The organism is Aminobacter sp. P4_D5, assembly GCF_056401815.1.
Genome location: NZ_JBFUIP010000225.1, coordinates 1 through 6,968, shown reverse-complemented (window position 1 = coordinate 6,968; position 6,968 = coordinate 1). Strand labels below are relative to the sequence as shown.

Genomic DNA, 6,968 nt, shown 5'->3' with positions numbered 1-6,968 from the left:
GGGATGGCGAATTCCGTGCCGATATAGACGATGCCGGTGGCGTAGCAGAGCGCGAACCAGCGCGCGGCAACACGCCTGGCGTCATAGATCGCGATGGCCATGAACGCGCCGGCCAGCAGGCCTGCAACGAACACGTTGATCGCGAGGATGAATTCCGCACCACTCATCGTTTGACGCCGCCTCTCTCCCTGGTTCGATCAAATCATACGAGCGAGAAAAAGACGTTAACGTGACCTCGCGGCAGCGGCACGTTTCAACTCATCCTCAACAAATGACGAAGGCGGCGGAACAATGCTCCGCCGCCATCTTGGATCTTTGCAGTCGGCCGGCTCGCCGRCTTTTAGTGCCAGTCGCGGATATCGACGAAGTGACCGGCAATCGCCGCTGCCGCTGCCATGGCCGGCGACACCAGATGGGTGCGGCCCTTGAAGCCCTGGCGGCCCTCGAAGTTGCGGTTCGAGGTCGAGGCGCAACGCTCATGCGGCTTGAGCCGGTCGTCGTTCATCGCCAGGCACATCGAGCAGCCCGGCTCGCGCCAGTCGAAGCCGGCGGCGACGAAGATCTTGTCGAGACCTTCGGCCTCAGCCTGTTCCTTGACCAGACCCGAGCCCGGCACGATCATCGCGCTGACGGTCGAGGCCACTTTGCGGCCCTCGACGACCTTGGCGACGGCGCGCAGATCCTCGATGCGTCCATTGGTGCACGAGCCGATGAAGACGCGATCGACCGAAATGTCGGTGATCTTGGTGCCGGCGGTCAGGCCCATATAGTCGAGCGCGCGCTTCTTGGAGTTGCGCTTGTTTTCGTCCTCGATGATTTCTGCATCCGGCACGATACCGGTGATGGCGACGACGTCTTCGGGCGACGAGCCCCAGGTGACGATCGGCGGCAGCTTGGCGGCGTCGAGAACGATCACCTTGTCGAAATGCGCGCCTTCGTCGGTGTGCAGCGTCTTCCAGTACTCGAGCGCCATGTCGAAAGCCTTGCCTTTCGGGGCGCGCGGCTTGTCCTTGACGTAGGCGTAGGTCGTCTCGTCAGGCGCGATCAGGCCAGCGCGGGCGCCACCTTCGATCGACATGTTGCAGATCGTCATGCGGCCTTCCATCGACAGCGCGCGGATCGCTTCGCCGGCATATTCGATGACATAGCCGGTGCCGCCGGCGGTGCCGATCTCGCCGATGATGGCCAGCACGATGTCCTTGGCGGTGACGCCTTCAGGCAGCTGCCCGTCGACACGCACCAGCATGTTCTTGGCCTTCTTCTGGATCAGCGTCTGGGTGGCGAGCACATGCTCGACCTCCGACGTGCCGATGCCATGCGCCAAAGCGCCGAACGCGCCATGCGTCGAGGTGTGGCTGTCGCCGCAGACGATCGTCATGCCCGGCAGCGTGAAGCCCTGCTCGGGTCCGACGATGTGCACGATGCCCTGGCGCTTGTCGTTTTCGGAGTAGTATTCCACGCCGAAATCGGCCGAGTTCTTGGCCAGTGCCTCGACTTGGATACGGCTTTCCTCGTTCTTGATGCCGTTCTTGCGGTCCGGCGAGGTCGGCACATTGTGGTCGACAACAGCAAGTGTCTTTTCAGGATGCCGCACGGTGCGGCCGGTCATGCGCAGGCCTTCGAACGCCTGCGGGCTCGTCACTTCGTGCACGAGGTGGCGGTCGATGTAGAGCAGGCAGGTGCCATCGTCCTGGCGGTCGACGATGTGGTCGTCAAATATCTTGTCGTAGAGGGTGCGCGGTGCGCTCATGATCTTGGATCCGTCGATATGAACTGGGGAAGGCTGAGGCGCCGAAAGCCCGTCGGCTCGGCGAAAACGACTAGATAAGTCGGCTGGTCAACGCGCCTGAAATCCGGGCAAAGAAACGCGACGGCAGGCGCTTGTGGTCCTGCAGCACGAAACCTTTGTAGGCCGGATCTCCAAAGAGCTCTTCCATGGCCTGCTCATATCAATGTTTTCGACTTCGGGCAATTGCCGACCGAGGCGCCCCTGGCGCCGGGTCACCCCGCCTGGCTGCGCCTCGGCTTCGCCTGCGATTTCCGCGCTGCGGGTTGCTCGTCCTTCTTGTCTGCGCTCAGGTTGAACTTGACTTCAAGCGAGTGCATCAGTCCCATCACGACAAGCATCATGAAAGTGCCGAAGCCGGCGATCTGCCAGAAGCCCAGTCCGGCGGCGAGGCCGATTGCGCCAGCCAGCCACATGCCGGCACCGGTGGTGAGTCCTTGGACTTCCCCGCGTGCAAACAAGATGGTGCCGGCGGCAAGGAAGGCAACACCGGCCGTTACCGCCTCGACGGCACGGATCGGGTCAACCTTGATCACCTCTTTCATCGCATCGGTCGCAAACATCGGCGCATGCACGATCTCGATGGTGAGGATGCCGAATGTTGCGGCGGCAACGCACACCAGTACATGTGTCCTCAGGCCCGCCGGCCGGTTGCGCCATTCGCGCTCGAAGCCGATCGCCGCACCGCAGATCGTTGCCAGCAAAAGCCTGGCTACGATCACCGGAAACGAGGTGTAGGTGGGATGGCCGAATTCTTCGACGAGTTGTTCCATGAGGCCCCTCAAGCTTATTCGGCCCCCAACGCGCCGGGTTGCCCCGAGGTTCCACAGCGAGACTCGCCGCTTCCGCTCATTCTACTCTCGCGGCTCTGAACCCCGCCTCAGGCGCCTTTCCAGCGCGCGCAATGCCAGCGACAGGCTGACAGTCAGGATCAGGTAGACATAGGCGACGATGGAATAGGTCTCGAAAAAGCGGAACGAGCCCGAGGCATAGACCTTGCCCATCTGGGTGATGTCGGCAACGCCGAGCACCGAGACCAGCGAGGAATCCTTGACCATGGCGATGAAGTCGTTGCTGTAGGGCGGCAGGATGGTCTTGAACGCCTGCGGCCACACGATGTGGCGAAAGCGCCGGTAGCGCGACAGGCCGAGCGCCTTGGCCGCCTCGATCTGGCCGACGTCGACGGCCTGGATGCCGGCCCGGAAGATTTCGGCGATGAACGAGGAATATGCGATCATCAAGGCGATGATCGCCCGCCACAGCAGCGAGAAGTCGCGCACCTGCATCGGCTCGACAAGTCCCGCCGCCTGCAGCGGGCCGGTCGCCCAGTTCCAGAACGCCACCCAGGCCGGCGCGCCGACAAACGCCACCCAAAACAGCAGCACCAGGATCGGCACAGAACGGATGATCTCGACATAAAAGCGCGAAATCTGGCGCAGCCAGATCGAGCCGGAAAGTCCCATCAGGGCAACGCCGAGCCCCAGCGCCGAGGCCAAGGCAAAGCCGACGATGGTGACGAAGACGGTGATGCCGAGGCCCTTTGTGACCACGGCGAAGACCTGGCTGTAGAGATCGTTGGCAGCGATAGCGACGCCTGCCACGACAGCAATTGCCCCGCCAGCCACCAGCCACCAGGGAAAGTCGGGTTTCGTGCCGGACCGGGATGAGGGCGCCTGCATCTAGAGGGTGCAGATCGGCAATGCCAGCTGATCTCCCCCCTTGAGGGGGAGATGGCCGGCAGGCCAGAAGGGGGCAACGCCGAGTGGGAACATCAATCCGTACCGCCAGACGTCGTCGCCTACTGCCCCATCTTGTAGTCGAGGAACCACTTCTTGTTCAGAGCATCGATCGTGCCGTCGGCCTTCATCGCCGCGATCGCCGCGTTGATCGGCTGAACGAGGTCCGAGCCCTTCTTGAAGATGAAACCGAAATCCTCGCCGCCGAGCGGTTCGCCGATGATCTTGAGCTTGCCTTCGGAGGCATCGACATAACCCTGCGCTGCTACACCGTCCGTCAGCACCAGATCGACATCGCCGGTCTTCAGCGCCTGCACGGTCGCACCAAAGGTCTCGAACAGCTTGATGCGCGGGTTCTGCTCGTTGCCATCGAGCACGTCATAGACCGAAACGAAAAACGGCGTCGTGCCCGGCTGTGCCGCGATCAGGCCGTCCTTCAGAGCGGCGAAGCCCTTGTGGTCGGTGAAGCGGCTTTCATCGCTACGCACCAGCATGCGCATTTCCGAATGGATGTAGGGATCGGAGAAGTCGACCTTCTCCTTGCGGTCGTCCTTGATGGTGATGCCGGTCATGCCGATCTGGTACTGGCCGTCCGCCACCGCCTGGATCATCGCGTCCCACGAGGTGTTCTGATACTCGACCTTGAAGTTGAGGCGCTTGGCCATCTCGTCCATGGCATCATACTCCCAACCGATCTGCTTGCCGGTCTTGGGATCGACGAATTGCAGCGGCGGATAGGCGTTCTCCGTCACCACCACCACGGTCTTGCCGCCGAGATCCGGCAGGGCCTGCGCCATGGCGGCAATGGGCAGAAGCACGACAGCCAGCGCGCCGGCCAGCGACAGTTTGAAATTCTTCATGATGCGTTCCCCAAAACACAAGACCGGCAGCCCCCGGTCGATTGCGCCAGACTTTAGACTCCCCGCACGGGGTTGCAAGCATGCTTGCTCAACCGAGACCCTCGTCTCACAGTTGTTATTTGCGTCTTTGCCGGCGGAAACGAAATACCTCTCGGCCATCGCTTCGATTGACCGTGAAACACGCCGGAGACAATCGCCTGGGTCAACGGCGTCGCACCGTTACGGCGACGCCTTATCTTGATGGTCGGGTTTGGCCGTCAGCGGTCGGGACGCAATTTGGGAATGCGGGCAACCATGCGAAGCAGATTACTGTCGTCGGCTTTGGCAGCTGTCTTCTGCGGGCCGTTCATCCTCGCTTTGTGGGGCCTTCAGTCGGCAACCCGGTCCGAACCAGTGTTCTGTTCCAGCGCTGCAACCTACACAACCGCATCGGGCGCTCCCGCGAGCAACCTTGCCGCCTGCCCGTCGGCTGTCATTGACCATCCTCGCGACCGCGGCTTGGGCGGTGAAACGAGCTGGATCGTGGCCGTCTATCGCTGACGCCGCATCGTTCCCGCCAAAATCGCCTCCCAAAACGCAAAAGGGCGGCCGAAGCCGCCCTTTCGAAAACCAATAAACCGATGATTACTCGGCTGCGGGCTCAGCGGCGGCTTCAGCTGCCTTGGCGGCCTCGGCGGCTGCCTTCTTCTCGGCTGCTTCCTGAGCTGCCTTCTCTGCGGCCAGAGCCTGGGCTGCGGCAACCTTTTCGGCTTCGATACGGGCCTTCTCGGCGACCAGCGCTGCGCGCTCGGCGTCGTTCAGCTTGCGGGCGCGCACGCCGGTGTTCTCGACGATACGAGCCGACTTACCGCGACGATCGCGCAGGTAGTACAGCTTGGCGCGACGCACCTTGCCGCGGCGGACGATCTCGACGCCCTCGATCATCGGCGAGTAGACCGGGAACACGCGTTCCACGCCTTCGCCGTAGGAGATCTTGCGGACGGTGAAGTTTTCCTGGAAGCCCGAGCCGGCGCGGGCGATCACGACGCCTTCATAGGCCTGTACGCGGGTACGCGTGCCTTCGGTGACGCGCACCTGGACGCGCACGGTGTCGCCGGGCTGGAATTCAGGCAGGGTGCGCTTGGCTTCGATCTTGGCGGCCTGTTCGGCCTCGATCTGGCGGATGATATCCATCTCAGAAATCCACTTCTTGTTCTTCCGACAGCCAGAGCGCCCAACGCTCGCCTTGCAGTTCCAATGACCGCTCGGTTATGCCTTCTTCCCTCACGGGTCTTCTGGCAGGGGCGACTACACCGTCACTGTTGACGGGTCCGGTCGATTATTCGTCCGGTTCGGGCGGGCACATACCGCTATTTCAGCCATTTGTCACGCCTTTGCCGCTTCTTTTTTGCTGCGAAGGCGCGCCGCCAAGGCATTGTGGCCGCTTCATCGACCTTGGACCACCTCGCCGCCATCGGCAAGCCATGGCTTGCATCGTTCGTTCGAGCTTCCTACACGACAAGCCAAGTGCAGCAACAGATCAGGCAGCCCGTGTCCCTCGTCACAATCGGCATCCTCTTTCTCGCGGGCTTCCTGTCGGGCGTCGTCAACGCCATCGCCGGCGGCGGCACCTTCTTGACCTTCGGCGCCCTCACCATGGCCGGCCTGCCGCCGATCTCGGCCAACGCAACCTCGTCGATCGCCCAGTTCCCCGGCTACATCACCTCGACCTACGCCTATCTCAAAGACATCCGCCTGATGTGGCGTGGCGCGCTCGGGCTCGCCGTCATCTCGGCCATCGGCGCGCTGGTAGGCTCGCTCGTGCTTTTGTCGCTCGACAATGTCGCCTTCGGCGCGATGGTGCCATGGCTCCTGCTTGCCGCAACCGCGCTGTTTGCCGCCGGACCCTGGCTGCGGCCGAAAAAACTCGCTGATCGGCCTGAGGGCGCACCCACCTCGCTTGCCGGACGTGTTGTCCAGTTCTTCACCGCGATCTATGGCGGCTTCTTCGGCGCCGGCATGGGCGTGATGATGCTGGCGACCCTCGGCCTCACCGAAGGCGGCGACTATCACCGCCTCAACGCGCTCAAGAACCTGCTCTCAATCGTCATCGCCGCGGTCGCCATCGTCATCTTCGCTTCCGGCGGCGTCGTTGCCTGGACAGCAGCAGCCATCATGGTGCCGGGCGTAGCACTCGGCGGTTATTCCGGCGTATGGACCGCGCGCCGCGTGCCGCAAGGCATCGTCCGCGCCCTCGTCGTCGCCATCGGCCTGTTTTTGGCCTTTTACTATTTTACCAAGGGCTGAGGCCGCGATTTACCCCTCATCCGCCTGCCGGCACCTTCTCCCCGTTATAACGGGGAGAAGGACGAAGCGGACACGTAGACGCCCCCCTCTCCCCGTACTTCACGGGGAGAGCGACTGTCTTGGCGGTCAAGCGGTTTGCCATGGTTTTTGGTCCCGGATCATGGCGTTGAGGATGGTGAGGAGCTTGCGCATTGTCGCGACGATGGCGACGATCTTGGGCTTGCCGGCGGCAACGAGCCTGTCGCGGAAGGCCTTGAGGACAGGGTTGTGACGTGCGGCGACAAGGGCTGCCATGAACAG

The 6,968-nt window shown here is 62.6% G+C and carries 6 protein-coding genes and 1 pseudogene; 1 reads left to right on the top strand and 6 read right to left on the bottom strand.

What is annotated here, in order from left to right; translation table 11 throughout:
- Positions 1–340 precede the first annotated feature (340 nt).
- The 5 genes from leuC to rplS form a co-directional block, all read right to left on the bottom strand.
- Positions 341–1,750: a 3-isopropylmalate dehydratase large subunit gene (gene leuC, locus AC1DWF_RS28640; RefSeq protein ID WP_476782133.1), complete on the bottom strand. Its 1,410-nt coding sequence runs from the start codon at positions 1,748–1,750 to the stop codon at positions 341–343.
- Between the two features lie 251 nt (positions 1,751–2,001).
- Complete coding sequence (locus AC1DWF_RS28635; protein ID WP_476782134.1) at positions 2,002–2,559, bottom strand: MgtC/SapB family protein; 558 nt, start codon at positions 2,557–2,559, stop codon at positions 2,002–2,004.
- Positions 2,560–2,640: 81 nt separating this feature from the next.
- Positions 2,641–3,465, bottom strand: a complete 825-nt coding sequence (locus AC1DWF_RS28630; RefSeq protein WP_476782135.1) for an amino acid ABC transporter permease — start codon at positions 3,463–3,465, stop codon at positions 2,641–2,643.
- A 119-nt stretch (positions 3,466–3,584) separates the two neighbouring features.
- Positions 3,585–4,382 carry a transporter substrate-binding domain-containing protein gene (locus AC1DWF_RS28625; protein WP_476782136.1) on the bottom strand — a complete coding sequence of 266 codons (798 nt, stop codon included), beginning with the start codon at positions 4,380–4,382 and terminating at the stop codon, positions 3,585–3,587.
- A 624-nt stretch (positions 4,383–5,006) separates the two neighbouring features.
- Positions 5,007–5,555 carry a 50S ribosomal protein L19 gene (gene rplS / locus AC1DWF_RS28620; protein WP_476782137.1) on the bottom strand — a complete coding sequence of 183 codons (549 nt, stop codon included), beginning with the start codon at positions 5,553–5,555 and terminating at the stop codon, positions 5,007–5,009.
- Between the two features lie 357 nt (positions 5,556–5,912).
- Between rplS and AC1DWF_RS28615 the strand changes: the two genes are divergently transcribed.
- Positions 5,913–6,668 (top strand): sulfite exporter TauE/SafE family protein, encoded by a 756-nt coding sequence (locus tag AC1DWF_RS28615; protein ID WP_476782138.1) that lies wholly within the window; start codon positions 5,913–5,915, stop codon positions 6,666–6,668.
- A gap of 126 nt (positions 6,669–6,794) precedes the next feature.
- On the opposite strand, the pseudogene AC1DWF_RS28610 reads toward AC1DWF_RS28615, so the two are convergent.
- Positions 6,795–6,968: pseudogene (locus AC1DWF_RS28610) on the bottom strand (IS110 family transposase); the annotation flags it as partial.